We start from the raw sequence: 17,753 nt of genomic DNA, 5'->3' as shown, positions 1-17,753 counted from the left end.
TCCTGTTCCGAACAAGTCGATCGTGGTAGATCGCTCGTTCTACAGGAGCTTCGCTGCATCCAGCGCCCGCACACGAGATGATCAAGCCAAGCTTCCCGGCATTGACCTACGGGGTGCCGCGGATGACGATGAGCGACTTCCACCTGGACGGCGGCGGCACCCACCAACTGCGCCTGTCGTGCAGCGCGCAGAGCCCGGAGGCCGTCACTGAGAGCGTGGCCAGGCTGGCCGCCTTCGTCACCGCGCAGACCACCGGCACCGCCGCCTAATGGCCGGTGCCCCGAACCCCTTGAACAGTACGGCGAACGGAGAAGATGTGGTGCTGGCGCTGCGCGCGTACGAGGCAGCGGCCAAGGAGCGGCTGCCGGGACCGGTGTGGGACTTCTTCGCGGGCGGCAGCGGCACCGAGTCGATGCTGACGGCGGGGCGGGAGGCCCTGGACCGGATCCGGCTGCGGCCGCGCTGTCTCGTCGACGTATCCCACTGCGACCCCCGCACCGAGCTGCTCGGGGCGGACCTCGCCGACCCCCTGGTCATCGCCCCCATGGCGTACCACCAACTCGCCCACCCGGAGGGCGAGATGGCGACGGCGCGGGCCGCGGGCGAGGGCGGCGCCCTGTTCACGGTCAGCATGTTCGCGAGCCGGACGCTGGAGGACATCGCAGCCGCGGCCAGCGGCCCGCTGTGGCTGCAGCTGTACTGGCTCAAGCGCCGCGACCTCCTGGTGGACTTGATCCGCCGGGCCGAGGCCGCCGGTTTCCGCGCGCTGGTCCTCACCGTCGACGCGCCCAGGGTGGCGTTCCGTCCCCGGGACGCCGCCAACGGGTTCGCGGTGCCCCCGGGCATCCGGGCGGTCAACGTGGCGCACGACGTGATGGCCGCCTCGCACGGCAGCAGGGACGGGGAGTCGGCCATCGCCCGGCACTCCAAGGAGCAGTTCGACGCCTCGATCACCTGGGATGACCTCGCCTGGCTGCGCGAAGTGACCTCCCTGCCCCTGGTGCTGAAGGGCGTGCTCACCGCTGAGGACGCCGAACTGGCCATCGAGCACGGCGTCTCGGGGCTGGTCGTCTCCAACCACGGCGGCCGCCAGCTGGACTTCTCCCGCAGTGCCCCCGACGCCCTCGCCGAGATCGTGGACGCCGTCGCCGGGCGGTGCGCGGTCGTCCTCGACGGCGGGGTCCGGCACGGCGCCGACATCGCCAAGGCCCTGTGCCTGGGCGCGGACGCGGTGATGGTCGGGCGCCCGGCCCTGTGGGGGCTCGCCCACTCCGGCGCGGAGGGCGTCGCGGACGTCCTGCGGCTGCTCATGGGCGAGTTCGAGGAGGTCATGGCCCTGATGGGGGCGCCCACCGTGGCCGACTTCGAGCGGTCCGGGGTGGTCCTTCCCGGGTGCGCCCACCTCTCCGCCTGACGCCGCGCGTCCGCCCGGACGCCCGAAGGCGCCCTCGGCCCGCACCGCGTGGTACGCGGCGGGGGCCAAGGGCGCATTTCCGTAAGGTCGTTGGGAGCGCGGCGTCAGCCGAGCTGCCCGGTCGGCCGCATGGTGATGTGGTTGATGTCCACGCCCGCGGGCTGGTTGACGGCGAAGGCGATCGTGTCCGCGATCTGCTCGGCGGTCATCGCCGGCGCCGCCTCGGGGGTGCCGCCGCGCTTGGCCCAGAACGGGGTGTCCACCACCCCGGGGGCGACGACGGTCACGCCGACCCCGTCTTTGCCGACCAGCAGCCGGGTGTTCTCGGCCAGCGCGTGCGCGGCCCACTTGGTGACCGAGTACAGGTTGCCGGGCGTGTTGCGCACCCCGGCGATCGAACCGATGATCACGATCCGGCCCTTGGACTCCCTGAGGTGCGGCAGGGTCTCCCGCACCAGCAGGGCCGGGCCCAGGACGTTGGTGAGGACCATGGCGCGCATGTCCTCGGGGGCGTGGCTCTCCAGGTTGCCGGGCAGCGAGAAACCGGCGTTGGCGATGACGTTGTCCAGCCGGCCCCACGCGTCCACCACGTGGCGCACGGCGGAGGCGACGTCGTGCTCGTCGCTGGTGTCGCCGGTGATCGTCAGCAGCCGCTCGCCCGCTCCGGCCGAAGCGGCGAAGGCGGCCAGCTTGTCCGCGTCGCGCCCGGTGACGGCCACGCGGTGCCCCTGCTTGAGCAGGGCGCGGGCGGTGGCGGCGCCGATTCCGGTCGAGCCACCGGTGATCAGCGTGACGGGTTCCATCGGACGGCCTCCTCAGTGACGTGGTCATCGGGGGTCCGCCAGGGTCCCGGACGTCGATGAACGCGAGGTGGCGCGTGAGGTCGACCGACTCCGGGCCGCCGCCGGTTCCCCGGAACGCCTGCACTATACCCAGAGATCTTCCCGCCGAGCCGGTACGCCATCGCTGACCGGCCACGATGCTGTACGAAGTGGCCGAATCGGCGCTGCCGGACGCCGTGTTGGGCCTGCGCGGCGCGCAGGGCCCGGGCCGCGCTCACGCTCCCTTGACGAAGTCCAGGATGACCTGGTTGAGCCGCGCGGCGTGCGTGACGAAGATGCCGTGCCCGGCCGCCGGGTACTCCTTGTACGTGTTGTTCGGGACCTCGCACGTAGAGTGCGTGGCGATTCTTGAGCCTGCTGGAAAGGGTGCCTGACCTACGGGTTTGTAGCTTGCGTGGGTCGATCGACCTGTTTCCCTCCGCGCAACGGGTCGAGTGGACAGCGTGCCCGCCGCAGGCGTCCTGACCTGCTGTTTTGTAGCAGGACGCGGTCTGGGCGGCGCCAGTGTCGTGGCGTCGCTGAGTATTCTTGACGCTCAAATGACGCCCGCTCGAGACGCGCCGTAGCATCGTCCGCCCGTGGCGGCCAGCCAACACCGGGGCCGACCAGGTGGTCCCCGGGCCCGGTCGTCGGCCCTTCCTCCGCTTCGGCACCGATGGCCGCCGCATCGTCGCCACGACGAACGCGGTTGAGTTGGTCGAGGTCCGGATCCGCCAAGCCGTCAAGACGCGGCCGCTTCCCCATCGAGCAGGCCGCCCTGAAGTGTGTCTACGTGGCGATCATGTCGCTCGAGCCCACCGGCAGGGGTCAAGATCGCTGGATCATGCGCTGGAAGACTGCCGTGAAAAAGGCCTCCAGTGCCGCCGTTCAGGTCGGGGGTGCGCATACGCGGCGCCTGCGGACTGCCGTCGTGCACGGCCGCCTCGATGCCGCCCGGGTGCGCGGTGAGGTCCAGGGTGCAGGTGCCGCCGCCGTGGCGCAGGGCGTTGGTGACGAGCTCCGAGACGACCAGGACCACGGTGTTGGCAGCCTCGGCTGCGACCCTCGGCTCTGTGAGACCTTCGAGGAAATCCCGGGCGCCCTCGCGTGCGCCGGCTACGGATGCCGCGCAGCGGAGGGTTGCGACGTTGATGACGCTCATCGTGTCCATCAGGTCACCCTGGTCTCTGCGTCCCCAATGCCCGGCCCTGTCTGCCCGGTGCTTGAGCCCCGGCCTGCGGAGCGCAAACCGCACGAAGCCCCGGCTGTGGCGGGTGTCCGGCCGGTCATCCACGCAGTCAGATGGGGAAGGTCCGGGCTTCGCGACGCCGAGGCTGTATAACGGCGCTGCTCGGAGCGGGTGCCCCTGGCTGGAGTGGAGCCGCCGCGTGGCCCTCCTGCGGTCGGGTTCGACTGTCTCTCTGCCTGGCGCGCGGAAATCTATGTCGGCTGGAGTAGACATCGGGTGCTGGTGTGGTTATGGTTTCTCTCGTAGCCGAGATCGAGCAGGGCCCGGCAGAGATGAACTGCCGGGCAGTGGTAGACGCAGTTGCAGGACGGTGCGGTGGTGGAGTTCCGAAGCCAGAGCGGTTGCAGGACGGCGACGGGACTGACGGCCGGACCGGGTGGCCCGCAGTCATCAGGGGCCGCCGCGAGTAGTACCGCAGTACCAGCAGTGCGGTTTTCAGTGGTTCCTCGGTAAAGGCGTCGGCTGCGGGCGCGCGTGCCGGGAAGTTCGGCAGTGGGGTTCTAAGCCAGAGCAGATGCAGGACGGGCGACGGGGCTGGCTGCCGAAGAGTGGCGCTATGGCAGGCCACCAGCAGTACGCAACACCAGCAGTACGCAGTTCCGCTTGGCAAGTAGTTTATCCAGAGGGAAAGAACGGAGGAGTTGAGCGCCATCAGGATCGCCCGGACGGAAGTCACTGAGTCCGGGTACCGCAGGACATCGATAGTGAGGTGGTCTCCGGTCAAGCAACCGCGATCCCCGCAACCCCGACAGCATTCAGGTTGGGTCTGCGGAAACAGAAGGCCGGCGCAGTACCAGGGTCGGCAGATGGTGTAGCAGTTCCTTCGGGGCCCTGGTGCCACATGGCACCAGGGCCCCTCCACGCGTTCCACAGAGAGGTGCAATGACAGCAGACGACTCGTTCGGACGTCTTGATGACGACGACTACCCCGCCTACACCATGGGCCGGGCCGCCGAGATGCTCGGCACCACCCAGGGCTTCCTCCGTGCCCTCGGCGAAGCCCGCCTCATCACCCCGCTCCGCTCCGCGGGCGGCCACCGCCGCTACTCCCGCTACCAGCTGCGCATCGCCGCCCGCGCCCGGGAGTTCGTCGACCAGGGCACCCCCATCGAGGCTGCCTGCCGCATCGTCATCCTCGAAGACCAGCTCGAAGAAGCCCAGCGCATCAACGCCGAACACCGCCGCGCCGCCGAAGCGTCCGGCCCGCCCGCGGCCTGAGGCAGTGCGCCCGCCGGGTACCGGCGGGCCTCGCACACCCCAGTCGGGGTGTGACGCGTGGGTCGTTTCCCCTGGTGACAGCGTGTGCGGGCGCGTAGCGTCTGCGTCAGGTGTCATGGTTCGGAAGTTCCCCTTCGCCCACGTCTTCGGCGTGGGCGATCTGCTGTGCTGTGCAGCAGGCGGCCCTGGCCGTCGCTGAACGTGGTGGTCTTGATGGTGTTCTGCTTGCGTTTGCCGGAGACGAACGCCTTGCGCCCGGGACGGTCGGCCTGCGGGCGGCGGACCTGGGTCTCGGCCCCGTCGAGCCGCAGCTCAACATCCTCCGCCTCGGCATAGGCAAAGACGTCCTCCAGCGTCTTCAGTCGCAGGCCGGGCCGGTCGGGCACGGCGAAACCACGGGCCGCCAGCAGCGGACGGACCTGGCGGATTGCCGCAGAGACGGTCGAGCGATCCACCTCGAAGAGCTCGGCGAGCACCACATGCGGCAGCTGATGGCGCAGATGAACCAGGGTGACCAGCAGCCGATCGACAAAGACCAGCTTGGGCTTCCGGCCGGCCCCCTCTGCCCGCCGACGCTCCCCGCCCCGGGCCTCGCGGAGCGCAGACTGCCGCGTGGCCTCTCATGGCCTGGTGAGCTCGGCGAACAACTCGCCGAAAAGTGCGCGTGAGATCCGGACAGGGCAGGATGGGAACAGGCCGCACGGGCCCAGGTCAGCTTCACAACTCACCCAACCTGTACGGCCCTTCTCATGTCACGGCCCGACCGGGACGATCACCGTGTCCGCCGAGGCCGTAGAGTTACCCGGCCTTAATCGCGTCTGCCGGGACCTCAAAGATGATCGTGAGTCCGTCGCGCTCGTTCCCCTGCTCTCCGACGCGCGTGAAGCCGAAGCCCTCGATGGAGGCCAGGGAGGCGGTGTTGTCGGATCCGATCCTGGCGCGCACCGTCCTGACACCGGGTTCGGCGGCGGCCCTGACGAGCAGCGCCCTCAGCATGGCGCGGGCATAGCCCTGGCGGCGGTACCTGGGCACGACGGTATAGCCAACCTCGACCATGCCGGCCTCGTCCGGCGGCCCGTGGAACCCGGCGTCGCCGACAACGACCCCGTCCGGCTCGGACACCGCGGCCCGCGTGACCCAGGGCGCGGCAGAGGGGTCCTCGGCGAGCTGGTCGGCGCGGTAGCCGAAGATCCAGCGGGCTCGCTCACCGACGAAGTGTTCGTCAAGGGCGACCCCGGCCTCGGCGCTGCTGGCGGCGAGGTCACCGTCGGCAAGCGCCCGCAGCGCCTTTGCGCTGAGCCCGACTAAGCGGACGCTTTTGGGAATGGAGAGAGGTTCGTTCTTCATCACGGAGATGCTCGCCCAGCACCGGAAGGCTGTCCACCGCTTTACGGCCTGGCGGACATGAGGGTCGTTCCGGTCGGGCCGTGACATGAGAAGGGCCCCACGGATGCTGAGACCTATCTCGCGATCGCCTCACTCGTCTCCGACCGATCCGCGCAGCGGGCCACCCACCGCCGGACGAGCACCGAACTCGTCCTCGTCCGCGACGCCGCCCGCTGATCACCCACCGGCCGAGCCGCCAAGCCAGCACGCCCGAAGCTCAATTTCCCCCAAGACCGCTAGACGCTCGTCCAAGCTTCGAGGAAGGCTTTCCGTCCGGCGGGATCGTCCGACCTGCGGTCGGCGTGCAGGACGTGCCAGGCGGTTAGTTCGAGATCTCGGAGCCACAGTTCTCCGATGACCTGTGTCTTGAGGTCGGGAAGATGGTCGGACTCGGCGAGGGTTTGGCCGATCACCTCGCCGGCTGCGACGCGTTGGGGCGGGGTCATCTCATCGACAGCCGAGAGGATCTGTCGGGCCAGGGCGGTTCCTTCGCCTGCCAGGGATTGCGCCACCTCAGCCTTGATGTTGGCGGGTAGCAGGTAGGCGGTGCCCGAGGACCTCCACAGGTCCGACCAAAAGCGTTCTCCTGCCTCGGTGGGGGCTGGGAGCGCGGCCAGCAATCCGAGGAGATGGCCGATGGCCGCGTAGCCACCGGAGTGGGCAGCTGCGACGACTGCGAGGCCGGCGACGCGCTCCACATCGAGATGGCTGGCTGCGAGGTCCGGAGCCAGGCCCAATTGGTGTTCCAACTGGTCTGTGAGGGGGGCGGATACGTGGGGGTGGACCTCAGGAAGCATCGGCGATCCTTGCGGGTAGGCGAGCGGTGGTGCCCGTTCGGAAGCCCTGATCGTTCCCATGACCAGCCGATCTACTCAGCTTCGGGAGGCCCAATTGGTGGCGGGAGCAAGGGCCGGAGTCCACACGGCGCCGAGAGAGCCCCCACCCGGCGACGTGTGCCTGGCTTTCGGGCCGACCTCTCGAAAGACTGTCCTGTGGGGTCTCTTAGCATGAGCGCATGATTGCCAGTGACGCCCAGGAGTCCGGGGGAGGACGGAGGAGACCAAGGAGCTGGCGATGGAGCGTGATGTCCTCAAGCGCTGCATGGACCTGTGGGTGAAGTAGCTGAGGGGGAACCGGCGTTGCTCGTCGGGGTGATCAGCGACCAGAGGACCGTGCACGACATCCCGCACACTGTCTCGTGCCGCGCGCTGGGCGTGTCCGAGGCGTGGTTCTACAAGTGGCGCCGCCGTCCGGCCGAGCCGACGAAGCGAGGTCAGGAGGGCGCGTCTGGAAGAGCGGATCACGCACTTCTTCCGTGAGTCGGGTGACACCTACGGCTCGCCGAGGATCACCTTGGACTTGTGGGCCGAGGGCTGGCAGGTGTCGGTGAACACCGTTGCCGAGATCATGGCCGACCTGGGCCTGCAGGGCCGCAAGCCGCCGCGTCGGCGTCGCTCACTGACCCGGCAGGGCAAGCGTCGTGCGTCCTTTGACCTGGTGCATCGCAAGTTCGACGCGATCGCTCCGGATGTGTTGTGGGTCGGCGATATGACCGAGATCGAGACCGGTGAGGGCAAGCTGTACCTGACCACCGTGCTGGACTTGTTCTCGCGCCGCCTGCTGGGCTACGCGATGGGCGCCCACCACGACGCCGCCCTGGTCGGGGCCTCGTTGAAGATGGCGGCCGCCACGCTCGGTGGCGAGGTCGACGGTGTGATCTTCCACTCCGACAGGGGAAGCGAGTATACGAGTGAGGCGTACAACAACCTGTGCGACAGGCTCGGCGTGGTGCAGTCCATGGGGCGGGTGGGATCAGCCCTGGACAACGCCGCCGCGGAGTCGTTCAACTCACTGATCAAGGTCGAGTGCATACACCGCCACCAGTTCGCCACCCGCACCGAGGCCCGGCTGAAGATCGCCACCTGGATCACCGACTTCTACAACCCGCGACGCCGCCACAGCGCCGCCGCCGGCCTGCCGCCCATCGAGTTCGAACGAACCATCAGCGAAGCACGCGCCAAGCACCATCAGAAGGACCAAGCCGCATAAGGAAGGTCTCTACGCTTCGAGGGGATTGACATGCATCCATGCGCCCTCCCCGCCGTCCCTTCTTGTTGCCACGTAATGGTAGTTGCCCATAACTTGCAATAGTCGGCAGCCAGAAGGCCGGTGGATATTCCTCGGGGGCATGTCGGCATGCCCTGGGGGCGGTCCCCACCGGTCACGGCACGGCGGGGCACCGTCATGCGCGCGCCCTGACTTCGTCGGCTTGTACGTCGTCACATCGCCGCGGGGCGTCCGGTCCGGATCTATCCGCGGTATTCCGTGGTATTCCGCGACCATCCGACAGACCCCGTGAGAGGACCCACCACATGCAGGGCAAACGCACGCTGTCTTCGCTACTGGCCCTGGCCGCCGCCCTGCTCGTCACGGGCTGTGGCGGCACAGCCCAGGACCGCACCGCCTCGGCGGGGGCCGGAGCGAAGGGCTTTCCCGTCACGCTGTCCAACTGCGGTGTGGATACCACCTACCAGCGCCCGCCGCAGCGCGCGGTGTCCCTGAACCAGCATGCGACAGAGGTCATGCTGGCCCTCGGGCTGGAGAAGTCGATGGTGGGCACGGGCTACCTCGACGACAAGATCCTGCCGGACTACCAGGCCGCGTACAGCGGGATCAAGACGCTGTCCAAGGAGTACCCGTCCTTCGAGACGCTGCTCGCCGCCGAACCGGACTTCGTCTACGGCGGGTTCGCCGCCACCTTCGACGAGAAGGAGGGGCGTAGCCGCGCGGCCCTCACCAAGGCCGGGATCAACACCCACCTCAACATCGAGGAGTGCCCATCCGGGCCGGTGACCATGGCGATGATGGACAAGGAGATCCGTACCGTCGCCAAGATATTCGGCGTACCGGACCGGGCCGAGCGGCAGGTGAAGAAGCTGCACGGCACCCTTGAGCAGGTCGAGGGTCGACTGTCCGGCGTCGCACCGACCAAGCTCTTCGTCTACGACAGCGGCGACAAGACCGCCTTTACCGCGGGCGGCAAGGGCATCGGCAACGAGATGATCAAACGGGCCGGCGGGATCAACGTGTTCGCCGACGTGGACAAGGCCTTCGGCGATGTGTCGTTCGAGCAGGTTGCCGAGCGCGCCCCCGATGTCATCGTCATCTACGCCTACGGCGACCAACCCGTCGAGGACAAGAGGAAGTCCCTGCTCGCCAACCCGGCGCTCAAGGACGTACCCGCAATCAAGAACAAGCGGTTCGCGGTACTGCCGCTGTCGTCCACCGTGCTCGGTGTCCGCGTGCCGTCGGCCGTGGAGTCGCTGGCCCGCCAGATCCACCCGGACCGATTCCAGTGACCGATACGACCGATACAACCGATGCGACCGATGTGGCGACAGTGGCCACGACGAAAGCGGCCAGGACGGCCGAGGGCGCCGCAGCGCGGGCGGAAACCGGCGCGGCCGCGATCCGCCGCTCCGTGATTCCCTACACCCTCCTGCTCGCGCTCCTGTCAGTCCTGTTGGCAGGGACAGCGACGGCCGCGATCGCGATCGGTTCGATCAGCGTTCCGGCCGACCAGGTCTGGGGCGTTCTGCTGCACCGCGTGCACCCGGTGCTGGCCGAGCCGACCTGGACGCCGGTCCGCGAGACGATCGTCATCGACGTCCGGCTGCCCCGGGTGCTGCTGGCCGGTGTGGTGGGCGCGGGCCTTTCGGTGTCGGGTATGGCGCTTCAGGCCCTGGTCCGCAACCCGCTGGCCGACCCGATGCTGCTGGGCGTCTCGTCGGGCGCATCGGTCGGCGCGGTGCTGGTCCTCGTGTTCCACGTGACCCTGTTCGGCATGTTCTCCCTGCCCATGGCGGCATTCTGCGGCGCCCTGACGGCGTTGGTCGCGGTCTACTTCCTGGCCCGTATTGGCGGGCGGATGACCACCGTGCGGCTGGTGCTGGCGGGCGTGGCCATGGCTGAGGTGCTCTCCGCGGTGGCAAGCTTCCTGATTGTCACGTCCAGCGATCCACAGAAGACGCAGTCGGCACTGCGCTGGATCCTCGGAGGACTGGCCGGCACCACCTGGACGACGGTATGGATCCCGGTCGGCGCCGTGCTGCTCGGGACGGCGACTCTGCTGGGCGTGTGCCGGTCACTCAACCTGCTGCTGGCCGGGGAGGAGGCCGCCGCAGCACTGGGCCTGGACGTCCACCGCTTCCGCGGTGCCCTGTTCACCCTGGTCGCTCTGATGATCGGCACCATCGTCGCGGTCAGCGGCCAGATCGGATTCGTCGGCCTGATCATGCCGCACGTGGTGCGCCTGCTGGTGGGCGCCGACCACCGCCGCGCACTACCTGCCGCCGCACTCCTCGGCGCGGCCTTCCTGATCGCCGCCGATCTGGCCGCGCGGACCCTCATGAGCCCGGAGGAGATTCCCGTCGGCATCCTCACCGCCCTGGTCGGCGGCCCGTTCTTCCTCTGGCTGATGCGACGGAAGGCGGCGCGATGACGGACTGGCCGATCCCTGAGCCCGGCGCCCTCGACGCCGAAGACGTATCGGTCGTCGTGAACGGCCGGCCCCTGGTGCATCACGTCTCCTTGCGCGTGGCACCCGGAGAAGTGGTGGGGCTCGCAGGCCCCAACGGCGCCGGCAAGTCCACCCTCCTCCGCACCTTCTACCGGGCGCTGCGTCCCACATCCGGGCGCATCCTGCTGGACGGCGAGGACGTGTGGCGGGTGCCCGGCAAGCGCCTCGCACAGCGCCTCGCGGCCGTACTGCAGGAGACCGCCGGCGACTTCGAGCTCACGGTGTACGACGTGGTGACCATGGGGCGTACCCCGCACAAGCGCGCCTTCGCGGGCGATGACACCGACGACCGCGCCATCGTCATGAGAGCGCTGGAAGAGCTCGATGTCGCCGCTCTCGCACCCGCGCCGTTCGACCGCCTCTCCGGAGGAGAGAAACAGCGGGTACTGATCGCCCGGGCACTGGCACAGAGCACCGGGACCATGGTGCTGGACGAGCCGACGAACCACCTGGACCTGCGCCATCAACTCGACGCGCTCCGCCTCGTTCGCAGGCTCGGCGTCACCGCCGTCATCGCCCTGCACGACCTCAACCTGGCCGCGTCCTTCTGCGACCGGATCTGCGTGATGGACGGCGGCCGCATGGTCGCCACCGGAACACCGGGGGGAGGTCCTCACCCCAGCCTTGCTGGCCGACATCTACCGCGTCGAGGCGGAGGTGACCAGGCACCCGGGCACCGGGATCCCACAAGTCACCGTGCTGCCCGAAACCCGACATGCGAGTACGGAGCGGCCGAATGGAGGAGAACAAGCCAAACAGACGTGCTGAGGAGGCGGGGCGACAGGCCGGGCGGGCTCCCGCAGATCGCCCGGCCTGTGCCTTCTGAGGCGCTGCTCGTCGTCACCGCCGTCACCACCGTCACATTGATCACAGGCCGTCACAGGTGGGAGGCGGGCGATCGTACTGGGACCGCAGGCGCCCCCGTGACGGAGATCGGCCGGATAGCACCACCCCCGCCCATGGGGGGTGTTGAGCCCTCGCGCGGCTCACCTCTAGCATCCTTCTTGCTCAGTACTTGCTCAGTACTTGTAATTGCACAGGATGTGCAACAAAGCGCGTCCCGTGCCGATCTCAAGGAGGAAGCACATGGCGCACGCAGGCTGGCAGGAACCGGAAGAGCCGCAGTCGGGCTGCCTGAAGTCCCACACCCCCGCGGTCGACGCGCCGTTCGAGTGGCGTGAGGACTCCGAGGAAGAGCAGACCGGGAGCTGAACCGGGCGGCGGGAAGCGACGGTTGCGTCGCTTCCCGCCGCACGTCATGTGCGGGCGGCAGCAGCCCGCCAGTGCAGCACCGATTCCGACAACCACCGAGGAACGTGGAGATGCCTGTGGCTCCATCCGGCTCCACCACACCCGCGGGACGCAGGGCCGCCGCGGGTGTCGACACCGCCGACCGGCTCGCGGACTCCGGACTCCGCCTGATCCGACAGGTCGTCCAGGACCGTCCACGGGTGCAGACAGTGCCGAGCTGCGTCTCCTACAGCGCCCATCTGTCGACGCACCCCGAGACGCGCCCCGACACGCACCCCGAAACGGCTCTGGCCGTGATCGACACGGTAACCGGTGGTGCCGCCCTCGGAGACCACGACCAGGCACGCCGAGCGGCCGTGGGCGAGGCCGTCGAACGCTACTGCGGCAATCTCGTACCCGACACTCTGGTGACCACTTCCTACGCCCAACTGGCTCGCAGGGGCCGTCCGGCCGTCGATCCACGCGCGTTCGCCGTGTACTCACCCGCCCAATACGCCCAACGCGGCTTCCCGTTCGTCGCCATGACCCCCGAGCTGCACATCGCCTGGGCCAACGGCCGCGATCTTCGCGACGGGGGGGAGATCCTGGTGCCCGCCTCCCTGACGTACGTGAACTACTTCCGGGGTGCGCGCCGCTCCGAGCCGCCCACCAACTACCCCGTCCTGGCCGGCACAGCCGCGGGCCCGAGCCAGGAACAGGCACAACTCGCCGCCCTGCGGGAAGTGCTGGAACGCGACGCGGTCACCCTGTGGTGGCTCAGCGGTGCACCGGCCGCCCCACTGCTCCTGTCCGCGGATGATCCGCTCGCCACCGCACTGAGCGAGGCCGACGCCTCCGGACTCCGCGTCACTCTTCTGCAAATCCCCTCCACGTTCGACGTCACGGTCGCAGGCGCGTTCATCGAGGACCCGGCGCGAGGGCTGGTCGCGTTCGGCAGCGCCTGCCGCCACACCCCTGAGGCAGCCGCGGCCAAAGCACTCACCGAGGCCATCGGCACGCACGAAACCTCCCTGGAACTGCTGGACCGCGAAAGCGGCTTCTGGAGCGCAGTCCGAGCCGGCCTCCTCGACCACCGCCCCTACCGGCGCCACCGGGACGACCGCGCCTATCTTGAGGACTTCCGCGACGACTGGCGCGATGTCAATGACGTCCGCCTGCACCTTCAGGTCCACCTCGACCCGCGCATGCAGGACGCCCGCCTGGACCGGCTCCGCGCTCCCCGAACCGCCCACCGCCCCGGAACCGCCCACCGCCCCGGAACCGCCCACCGCCCCGGAACCGGTCACCACCCCGGACCCGGCCACCGCGCATACGCGTCGCCCGACGCAGGCCGCACCACCGAGCTGGACGACCACCTTCACCGGCTCGCCGCACAGGGCCTGCGCGCCCTCACCGTCGACCTGACCCACCCGCGGGTGCGAGCCGCAGGACTGCATGTCGCCCGCGTCATGGTGCCCGGTCTGTCCTGCAACGCCCCCGCCGCCTTCCCCTTCCTCGGCGGCGAGCGCCTCCACAGGGAACCCGTCGCCCGCGGCTGGGTGCCCCGCCCGACCGACGAAGCCCGCCTGGTCCGCGCACCCCTGCCGTTCTCCTGAAGTCGACCGACCCCGCACACCTGCCGGCATACGAAAAGGAGTTACCGCATGCGTCTCGGGCTGGCCCTGGGCTACGGCGGAGAACCCATCGAGGAGATCCTCCCCGTCGTCCAACGATCCGAACAGATCGGTGTCGACTCCGTGTGGAGCGTGGAGGAGTACGGGCCCGACGCCGTGAGCATCCTCGGCTACCTGGCCGCCGCCACCCACCGCGTCAAGCTCGGCACCGCCATCATGCAGATCCCGGCGCGTACCCCCGCCGCCACCGCGATGACCGCCATGACCCTCGACACGCTTTCCCACGGACGATTCCAGCTCGGCCTTGGTCTGTCCGTCCCGTGGATCGTCGAAGGCTGGCACGGCCAGCCCTACGCCGACCCCCTGCGCCGCACCCGTGAGTACGTCGAGATCGTCCGCAAAGCCGTCGCCCACGACGCACGCGTCGAACACGACGGCCGGATCTACCAGCTCCCCTACCGCGGACCGGGCTCCAGCGGCACCGCCCGTCCCGTGAAGTCGGACATGAAACCCCTGCGCACGCACATCCCCCTCTACCTGGGCGCCATCGGCCCCCGCAACGTCGCACTGACGGGAGAGATGGCCGACGGCTGGCTGGCAGGCATGTACGCCCCCGAACACGAATCCGCGCTGACCGCACCCCTGGACGAGGGCCTCGCCCGCACCGGCCGCACCTGCGCAGACATCAAGATCAGCCCGATCGTGTACGTGGCCCGCGCCGAAACCGCCGAGGAAGGCCGAGACCAGCTGCGGCCCCTGTTCGCGCACCTGATCGGGGCGGCCGGCCCCGGAGGACGTAACACCTACTTCGACGTGGCATGCCGGATGGGATACGAAGGCCCCGCGCACACCATCCGCAAGCACCTCGCCGACGACCACAAGCCCGACGCCGTCGCCGCGGTCCCCGACACCCTGCTCGACCAGGTCGCGCTGTCCGGCCCCCTCCCCGCCATCGTGGACCGGATCCTGGCCTGGAAGGACTCCCGAGTCGACACCCTGATCCTCCTCACCCGCGACACCGAACTGCTGGAAGCCGCCCAGGCATCGCTGTGAACGCCCCTGAGCAACCGAACATGCGCCGGGTCTGGAAGCTGGCTTCCCCGCTGCTGATCGCCGGCCTGACCCAGATCATCCTCAACATCGTGGACACCGTCATGCTCGCGCGGCTGTCCACCAGCGCGCTCGGCGCCTTCGCGCTCGCCGCCCCCGTGTACCTGATCGCTCTGATCGTGGTCCGCGGCTGGGCGACGGCGGTCCAGGTCCAGGTCGCCCAACGCCACGGCGCGAAACGCCCTGACGAGGTCGCCCATGTCGTACGGATAGGTACGCTCACCGCGCTCGGCGCCGGAGCCGTCGTCGGAGCCATCCTGTACGCCGCCGCCACTCCCGTACTCGTGGTCCTCGGGGCATCGGACGACGTGCTCGGCGCGGGGACCGCCTATCTGCGAGTGCTCGCCTGGGCCGTGCCCTTCGCCGCGGTTTCCTTCACCCTGCAGGGGGCCTGCGCGGGCATCGGAGTCACCCGGGTCGCGATGTACCACGCTCTGCTGGTCAACGTGATCAATCTCCCCCTCGGCCTGCTCCTCATCTTCGGCGCCGGCCTCGGCTTCACCGGCGCCGCCCTCGCGACGCTCGCCGCCACCGCGGCCGGAACCGCCTACCTGCTCCTGTACGGCCGTACCCGGCTGCCGCGAGCAGCTCAGGACCCGGGGAGCAGCTCACACGACATCACCCGCGCACTGTGGCGCATCGGCTGGCCCGAGATGAGCACCATGGGCATCGGCTACGTCAACGAGGCCCTGCTGGCCGGTTTCGCCGCCCGCATGGGCACCCACGACCTCGCCGCCTACCGCATCGTCGACAACCTGCTCCTCGTGGTCTTCACCGTCCTGGCGTCGGGCGCCTCCGCCGTGACGATTCTGGCCGGACAGGAGCTGGGCAGCGGAAACCGCGAACGGGCCGACGCCTGGCACCGCTCCGGGACCAGGCTCCTACTCCTTCTTCTCGTCGTGCCCTCCGCCCTCGCGCTCGGCCTCGGCCGACCGTTGATGTCTCTGGTCACCAGCGACCCGGCCGTCGCCGAACTGGCCTGGGAGACGACGCCCCTCGCCCTGCTGAGCATGGCGCCGATGGCGCTGGCGATGTCGCGCGGCGCACTGCTGCGCGCTGCGGGGGACACCCGGGCGCTGATGATCGCGTCGGTCACCAGCGACTACACACTGCTCATCCCGCTGGCATGGTTCCTCGGCATCCACGCGGGGCTCGGCCTCCGCGGCCTGTACATCGCCTGGACGGCGTTCGCTCTCCTGTACGCCGTACTGCTCCAGGGGAGATACAGGCGACGGTTCAAGCAGCCGGCCCCGCCATCGCAGAGCGCCCCCGCGACCTCGGCGGACGGGCGCCCCCTCAGCTGAACACCGCCCCGCCGTCCCCCCGGCCCCGAGTGCCCCGCGCCGGATCGGGTCCGGGCGGGGCGCTCGAATTCGCCGCAGGGTCAGGTCAGGCCTGGGTCGCGTACGTCAGGAAGCGGGTCCAAGTCGTTGCGGTGACCGCGAGCTGGGGGCCCTGCCGCACCTTGGAGTCCCGGACGTGGACGGAGTCGGGGCATGCGGCCACCTCTACGCAGTCGCCCGACCCGCTGCTGCTGTAACTGGACTTGTGCCAGGACAGTGCTACCTCGACGCAGTCGTCCCCAGAACCGCTGCTGTAGCTGCTCTTGAACCAGGCCAGTTCGGTGGTGCTCATCTCGCTCCTCGCATCCGCTGCAACAAGCCCCGGGAGTCTTCCAACGAGAGGGCCTGTGAGCGCATCCTGGCATACCGCATCTGGAGCGTGCTGACTACTTTCGGCTCGGACATGAACTGACCGCTCTCCTGACCCTCGCAGTAGCCGAACCACCTGTTCTCCGGGGTTTCCAGCAGTTGCATCGGGCCGTGCAAGCCTGAGTGGTTCTCCCGAACCACTGGCATCACCTGCACCTCAATGTTCCGCAACTCCGCGATCTCCAGCAGATGCCCGATCAGCTCCCGCGTGACCTCCGCCCCGCCCGTGCGCCGCAGCAGCAGGTGTTCCTCCAGGATGAAGCTGAACGCCGTGTTCGGCCGCACCCGCAGGAGCTGTTGCCGGTCGGCGCGGGCCACCCACTGCGCCTCGATCTGGTCGTCGCCCAGCGGCGGCAGCTGGTTGACGAACAGCGTGCGCGCGTACGCCTCGGTCTGCAACAGGCCCGGGATCAGCCGGCACTCGTACGTGGACAGGCTCACCGCCTCCGCCTCAAGCCGCGCCCACTGCCGGAACCAGCTCGCCAGCCCCGGCTGCCGCGAAAGGTGTCGCGCCGCGCCGCGCAGCGCCCCGAACGCGTCCAGTACTTCCTCCGCCCGCTCGATGAACTCAGGCGGCGGGAAGCGGCGGCCCTGTTCGATCGAGGCGACGGTCGGAACCGAGTACCGCACCCTCGGGGCGAATTCCTCCTGGGTCAGGCCGGCCCGGCGGCGGAACGCCTTGACGACCTCGCCGAACGCCTTGAGGCTGTCGGACACCTCCGGTTCCGCGCCGCCGCCCGCGAGCGCGCCCGCTCCGCTCGTACCGCTCGTACCGTCCGTCATGCCTGGGCCCCCTCCGTCACCGAACCCGTCCATGGTCACTGGCCGTGACCCCCACTGTCCACCCCGCGTACCCGTACGCTCACTCAGCGTACGAGTCGCTGAGCTGGTGACTCGCCGGTCGGAGCCGCCACATTGGGGGCATGACGCCGCTTCCAGGCCCGCAGGCCGCCCAAGCCCCCGTTACCGTACGTGTGTTCACGCAGCGGTTCAGCTCCACACCGCTCGGCGCCCGCCTGGCCCGCCACCTCGCCGTCCACAGCCTGCACGGCTGGGGCATCCCGTACGGCTCGACCGCCTCCGACACCGCTTCGCTGCTCGTCGCCGAGCTGGCCGCCAACGCGGTGACGCACGGGCGGGTACCGGGGCGGGACTTCGAGTTGGGGCTGCGACTCACTGTGGGGCTGAGACTCACTGCGCAGACGCTGTACATCGACGTGTCGGACACCCGAGGGGAGCGACGCCCGCCGGACCCCGGCGAGTTGACCGAGCCCGGACCGATCGCCGACGCCGGCCGTGGGCTGCTGCTGGTGGAGGCACTGGCGGACCGGTGGAGCGTGCGCGCCCGCCTCCCCGTCGGCAAGACCGTACGAGCCGAACTCGATCTGCCGCGCTGACGA

The 17,753-nt window shown here is 69.4% G+C and carries 16 protein-coding genes and 4 pseudogenes; 13 read left to right on the top strand and 7 right to left on the bottom strand.

The genetic code is table 11. From position 1 onward, the window contains the following. Window positions 1-122: 122 nt before the first annotated feature. Together ACU6WZ_RS04315 and ACU6WZ_RS04310 are read left to right on the top strand one after the other, a co-directional pair. A complete protein-coding gene (locus ACU6WZ_RS04315) occupies window positions 123-269 on the top strand; it encodes a hypothetical protein (protein WP_447031781.1) in 147 nt (48 codons plus the stop codon). 20 nt (window positions 270-289) lie between these two features. Beyond that, on the top strand, window positions 290-1,414 hold the full coding sequence (locus tag ACU6WZ_RS04310; RefSeq protein ID WP_447031779.1) for an alpha-hydroxy acid oxidase: 1,125 nt from the start codon (window positions 290-292) through the stop codon (window positions 1,412-1,414). 104 nt (window positions 1,415-1,518) lie between these two features. Here the strand turns inward: ACU6WZ_RS04310 and ACU6WZ_RS04305 are convergent, their stop codons facing one another. Continuing rightward, on the bottom strand, window positions 1,519-2,217 hold the full coding sequence (locus ACU6WZ_RS04305; protein ID WP_447031778.1) for an SDR family oxidoreductase: 699 nt from the start codon (window positions 2,215-2,217) through the stop codon (window positions 1,519-1,521). Window positions 2,218-2,889: 672 nt separating this feature from the next. Here ACU6WZ_RS04305 and ACU6WZ_RS04300 point away from each other — a divergent pair. Continuing rightward, window positions 2,890-3,100: pseudogene (locus ACU6WZ_RS04300) on the top strand (transposase); the annotation flags it as partial. A 6-nt stretch (window positions 3,101-3,106) separates the two neighbouring features. Here the strand turns inward: ACU6WZ_RS04300 and ACU6WZ_RS04295 are convergent. Further along, window positions 3,107-3,406 (bottom strand): annotated as a pseudogene (locus ACU6WZ_RS04295) (ATP-binding protein); the annotation flags it as partial. A gap of 960 nt (window positions 3,407-4,366) precedes the next feature. Between ACU6WZ_RS04295 and ACU6WZ_RS04290 the strand changes: the two are divergent. Further along, complete coding sequence (locus ACU6WZ_RS04290; protein ID WP_447031777.1) at window positions 4,367-4,702, top strand: helix-turn-helix domain-containing protein; 336 nt, start codon at window positions 4,367-4,369, stop codon at window positions 4,700-4,702. A 146-nt stretch (window positions 4,703-4,848) separates the two neighbouring features. On the opposite strand, the pseudogene ACU6WZ_RS04285 reads toward ACU6WZ_RS04290, so the two are convergent. From ACU6WZ_RS04285 to ACU6WZ_RS04275, 3 genes and pseudogenes are all read right to left on the bottom strand, one after another. Further along, window positions 4,849-5,289 (bottom strand): annotated as a pseudogene (locus tag ACU6WZ_RS04285) (helix-turn-helix domain-containing protein); the annotation flags it as partial. A 211-nt stretch (window positions 5,290-5,500) separates the two neighbouring features. Next, the gene (locus ACU6WZ_RS04280) at window positions 5,501-6,049 is read right to left on the bottom strand and encodes a GNAT family N-acetyltransferase (RefSeq protein WP_447031776.1); all 549 of its coding nucleotides are present in this window, start codon (window positions 6,047-6,049) and stop codon (window positions 5,501-5,503) included. 275 nt (window positions 6,050-6,324) lie between these two features. Continuing rightward, on the bottom strand, window positions 6,325-6,885 hold the full coding sequence (locus ACU6WZ_RS04275) for a hypothetical protein (RefSeq protein WP_447031775.1): 561 nt from the start codon (window positions 6,883-6,885) through the stop codon (window positions 6,325-6,327). 394 nt (window positions 6,886-7,279) lie between these two features. Between ACU6WZ_RS04275 and ACU6WZ_RS04270 the strand changes: the two genes are divergently transcribed. The 8 genes and pseudogenes from ACU6WZ_RS04270 to ACU6WZ_RS04235 all read left to right on the top strand — a co-directional run bounded on the left by ACU6WZ_RS04270 (window position 7,280) and on the right by ACU6WZ_RS04235 (window position 15,945). Beyond that, the gene (locus ACU6WZ_RS04270) at window positions 7,280-8,137 is read left to right on the top strand and encodes an IS3 family transposase (RefSeq protein WP_447033845.1); all 858 of its coding nucleotides are present in this window, start codon (window positions 7,280-7,282) and stop codon (window positions 8,135-8,137) included. Window positions 8,138-8,460: 323 nt separating this feature from the next. Further along, window positions 8,461-9,447, top strand: a complete 987-nt coding sequence (locus ACU6WZ_RS04265) for an ABC transporter substrate-binding protein (protein ID WP_447031774.1) — start codon at window positions 8,461-8,463, stop codon at window positions 9,445-9,447. 41 nt (window positions 9,448-9,488) lie between these two features. Continuing rightward, window positions 9,489-10,589, top strand: coding sequence for a FecCD family ABC transporter permease (locus ACU6WZ_RS04260; protein ID WP_447031773.1), 1,101 nt, complete (start codon window positions 9,489-9,491; stop codon window positions 10,587-10,589). After that, window positions 10,586-11,435, top strand: a pseudogene (locus tag ACU6WZ_RS04255) (ABC transporter ATP-binding protein). Before ACU6WZ_RS04260 ends, ACU6WZ_RS04255 begins: the two are co-directional and overlap by 4 nt. 318 nt (window positions 11,436-11,753) lie before the next feature. Continuing rightward, the gene (locus ACU6WZ_RS04250; protein ID WP_447031772.1) at window positions 11,754-11,879 is read left to right on the top strand and encodes a hypothetical protein; all 126 of its coding nucleotides are present in this window, start codon (window positions 11,754-11,756) and stop codon (window positions 11,877-11,879) included. 110 nt (window positions 11,880-11,989) lie between these two features. After that, window positions 11,990-13,513, top strand: a complete 1,524-nt coding sequence (locus ACU6WZ_RS04245) for a SagD/YcaO family ATP-dependent cyclodehydratase (protein WP_447031771.1) — start codon at window positions 11,990-11,992, stop codon at window positions 13,511-13,513. Between the two features lie 48 nt (window positions 13,514-13,561). Continuing rightward, complete coding sequence (locus ACU6WZ_RS04240) at window positions 13,562-14,584, top strand: LLM class F420-dependent oxidoreductase (protein WP_447031770.1); 1,023 nt, start codon at window positions 13,562-13,564, stop codon at window positions 14,582-14,584. 20 nt (window positions 14,585-14,604) lie between these two features. Further along, on the top strand, window positions 14,605-15,945 hold the full coding sequence (locus ACU6WZ_RS04235) for an MATE family efflux transporter (RefSeq protein WP_447031769.1): 1,341 nt from the start codon (window positions 14,605-14,607) through the stop codon (window positions 15,943-15,945). An 85-nt stretch (window positions 15,946-16,030) separates the two neighbouring features. Here the strand turns inward: ACU6WZ_RS04235 and ACU6WZ_RS04230 are convergent, their stop codons facing one another. Both ACU6WZ_RS04230 and ACU6WZ_RS04225 read right to left on the bottom strand, forming a co-directional pair. Further along, a complete protein-coding gene (locus tag ACU6WZ_RS04230) occupies window positions 16,031-16,276 on the bottom strand; it encodes a DUF397 domain-containing protein (RefSeq protein WP_447031768.1) in 246 nt (81 codons plus the stop codon). After that, entirely contained in the window at window positions 16,273-17,136 is an 864-nt protein-coding gene (locus ACU6WZ_RS04225; RefSeq protein WP_447031767.1) for a helix-turn-helix domain-containing protein, read from the bottom strand. Before ACU6WZ_RS04225 ends, ACU6WZ_RS04230 begins: the two co-directional genes overlap by 4 nt. Before the next feature lie 140 nt (window positions 17,137-17,276). Here ACU6WZ_RS04225 and ACU6WZ_RS04220 point away from each other — a divergent pair, with 140 nt between their 5' ends. After that, window positions 17,277-17,750, top strand: a complete 474-nt coding sequence (locus tag ACU6WZ_RS04220) for an ATP-binding protein (RefSeq protein WP_447031766.1) — start codon at window positions 17,277-17,279, stop codon at window positions 17,748-17,750. Window positions 17,751-17,753: the final 3 nt, after the last annotated feature.

It is taken from the genome of Streptomyces hypolithicus, assembly GCF_052934925.1.
The sequence above is the reverse complement of the archived record's forward strand: the minus strand, read 5'-3'. Positions and strand labels throughout refer to the sequence as shown.